Source organism: SAR324 cluster bacterium (assembly GCA_029245725.1).
GTDB lineage: Bacteria > SAR324 > SAR324 > SAR324 > NAC60-12 > JCVI-SCAAA005.
Window position 1 is genome coordinate 1 of record JAQWOT010000314.1, and the last position, 3453, is coordinate 3453.

A 3453-nucleotide genomic window follows, 5' to 3' on the forward strand; every position below is an offset into this window, starting at 1 on the left:
CGAATCCGTGTTCAGGGTTACCCGCAGCTATCCAAAACTTTTCCCACACATCGTGAAGCCATCAGTTGGGGTACACACCGGGCTCACCGATAACAAGGCGTTATGCCAAGTTTATCCAGCAGCCCAACAGAGCATTGCCAACAAAGCTCAGCAAGCAATGAGTTGTTTGTTGGAGCTAAAAAGTAATCAAAATGCTAAGGGTAGTTGAAAAATGCCTTCCATACAGATTTTAATCATGCGATTTAGAGAATTTTGAAAATCTTATTCCGCTGCTTTTCCATAAGGTACGTTGTTACAACCATAGCGTTGAACACCGAGGTTACAATGCTAAGCATGTCTGACAAAGCCTTCAAGCAAAGAAACCCTTGAACCGTATTCACAAATTTAAGTAGCGGCCTCATCTGTGGTAACCTTAAGATAGCTGTGTGATTTAAGATACTTTCCAACCCAAAGTCCACCTGTATAGCGACCAGCTTTGTTGGTAGGAATAGTGTGGTTGGTGCAAATCACTTTATCACCAATTGTAAAATTATTTTGTTCATTTCTAGTATTGGCCAGGTGTTAATCCCTTTGAAATCTTTAGATGTGCCAGGTGAAACTTGCACAGGTAACATGCTTATTGATTCATTTCTTGGTCTTCGTGGGTTCATCTAAAGGACACACCTCCGCCACCTATAGATATACTTTGGGGTCCTCCTAAAGATTGCCTTGGTACTGCTTCCCAATGATGTTATTCGAAGGTTTGACGCTCTGCTGATTAGCGAACTAGGATTCATTAATTTGCTCATCTAGCTGTAGATTTTTCTCTACCAAAGAGAACCAGACCGTTTGATGGTTTCAGTTTACTGATTCTCGACAGAGCGAATTCAACAACAGAATAGATCGTTAAGCCTCTATTTCTGAGAGAGACCACATATTCTGAGCGGTTGCTGCCTCACATAGAAAGTGTGGTATAGCTGATAGCCGAATGGCTTTGATAACAAGTGCAAACATAACTTCTGAATCTATGAAAAAAAACAAGTAATTAAGTAGTGTCGCTGAAGGTAGTGAGGTACCCACAAAACTTCATGATCATTTAGAAGACGTGATCGCCACTAGAGTAATCAAATAAGTGAAGGAGACAAAATAATAAATATATTACAAATCTTGTAAGATAATATCAGAACCCTTTTCTGCAATCATTAAAATAGGTGCGTAGGTATTTGAACTTACAATACTGGGCATAATAGAAGAATCAACCACCCTTAGATTTTGTGACCCATATACTTTTAGATTAGTATCAACAACAGACATCTCGTCTTTACCCATTTTACAAGTGCCAACATGGTGATATGATGTACGACCGTAATTTCTGACATAATTTTCAATATCCTGATTATTTTTTACAGAAGGACCTGGAAAATGTTCAGTTTTTATAAATTCTTTTAAGGAATGCTGATTCATTATCTCACGGCTTTGAACTAAACCTTGAATCGAGATTTCTAGATCTTTTATATCATCTATATAATTGGGATCAATCAATGGGTGATCAAGAGGACTATTGCTGCGTAACTTAACAGTTCCACGACTGGAGGGTCTTAAATAATAAGAATTTAATGTACATCCATTGCCAGATTTAATTAATGGAACTCCCTCTTCAATACCTGCAGCAGGTAAAAAGTGAAACTGAATATCAGGATATAATTTCTCATCTTTTGAATAATTAAACGCACCAGCTTCTACAGCATTAGAAGTAACAGGTCCCTTATTAAAAAACAAGTACTCTAACCCCGCCCATAACATCCAATGTACCTTTTTATATTTGTCTAAACTTGAATCATTCTTAAGCTCATAGACAATATCTACATCATAATGATCCTGTAAATTTTTGCCAACTCCAGGGAGCGATATGATAGTTTTAATATCATGTTTTTTTAATTCTACGTCAGAACCTATACCGGATAACATTAGCAGTTTAGGAGTACCTATTGCTCCAGCGGACAATATTATTTCGTTCTCAACATTTTCAATAATTGTATTATTATCCTTTATTAACTCAACTCCAATTGCTCGATTTTTTTCAAAAATAATTTTTGAAACTGTAGTATCATAAAGAACAGTTAAGTTTTTTCGAAATAAAGCTGACTTCAAGTATCCAGAAGCTGCACTACATCGTTTGCCTTTGCGAGTAAATGTTTGATATAGGCCAGTACCATATTGTTCTTCACCATTAAAGTCTGAGTTATATTTTAAACCGAATTCTTGAGTAGCTTTCACAAATTGTTTACTCAACTCAGAAGGATTTATAGGATCAGATACGCTCTGGAAACCTCCTACACCATGATAAGGTAAAGACAACCTGTCATTATCCTCTGAAAGTAAGAAATATTTCTGTACTTCATTGAAGGACCAACCGTTACAGCCCTCTGAATGTGCCCATCTGTCATAATCATGTTTAGCTCCCCTAGTAAACACCATGGCATTAATGGAGCTTCCACCACCTATAACACGCCCTTGGGCTAAAGGTATTGATCTAGAATAACAATTCTTTTGGGGTGTACTTTGGTAGCCCCAGGTGTATGGACCAGACCCAACAGTTAACTTAGCAAAACCAATAGGCATGTGGATATAAGGATGGTTGTCTATAGGTCCAGATTCTATTAAAAGAACAGATATTTCACAATTGTGAGACAATCTGTTGGCTAAAACACAACCAGCTGCTCCACCACCTATAATTATATAATTCCACATAATATATTTGAGTAAAGATTCAAAATCTTACTACGTTAAGCATACCACAATCGAAATAATAAGTAGAATCAACAAAATAACTAGTACAATCAGAGCAGAGAAAACTAAAAGTCTTTTATATTTCTTCAGTATTGGCAGATTGCGTAATTTGTGTATTTTCTTCAGGAATATTATTAATATTGTCTTACAAATTTAATTCAGAATCATTTGTTAATATCCTTAGAAGTTTTAATCCAAAATGGTGTGCATATTAACATGAATTTATAAATTAATTCTTAGTATTATTTTAATAAATTCAATTTAGATAGATTCTTAGAAACCATAACAAGTGAAGATTTTGTTATATTATAAACAGATTAATAAGATAATAGTTGCGAAGCACATATTGAAGAAAAATATAAAATTCCCACAGCATAAATATTTTTCAAGGTTGTAGAATCAGTCTGCAAATTCTAATAGCTGACATTACATTTAAATCAAAAAATAATTGCCAATCTGAAACTTTTGAATACATAATGGATTCATTACTACAGTATCAACTGTTGTTAATAAGGATTTCACTACCATGGAAATATACATAAAGTAAATAAGAAAATTTTCGATATCTCTTATTTTAGTCACATTGATCACCCAAAACAGTTCTATCTTATTTTGGATTAGATAAGAAACCATCTAGATTACTAAGAATTTAACCCTATCTTTAAAAAAATTGAATTTTTCTTC

2 protein-coding genes and 1 pseudogene are annotated in these 3453 nt (G+C 34.6%); 1 reads left to right on the top strand and 2 read right to left on the bottom strand.

Going from position 1 to position 3453, the window contains the following annotated elements; all coding sequences use genetic code 11:
• A partial coding sequence (locus P8O70_16645) for a hypothetical protein (protein MDG2198470.1) occupies positions 1 to 208 on the top strand: 208 nt, incomplete at its 5' end.
• Positions 209 to 261: 53 nt separating this feature from the next.
• Here P8O70_16645 and P8O70_16650 read toward each other — a convergent pair.
• A pseudogene (locus tag P8O70_16650) lies at positions 262 to 519 on the bottom strand (histidinol dehydrogenase).
• A 618-nt stretch (positions 520 to 1137) separates the two neighbouring features.
• On the bottom strand, positions 1138 to 2730 hold the full coding sequence (locus P8O70_16655) for a GMC family oxidoreductase N-terminal domain-containing protein (protein ID MDG2198471.1): 1593 nt from the start codon (positions 2728 to 2730) through the stop codon (positions 1138 to 1140).
• Positions 2731 to 3453: the final 723 nt, after the last annotated feature.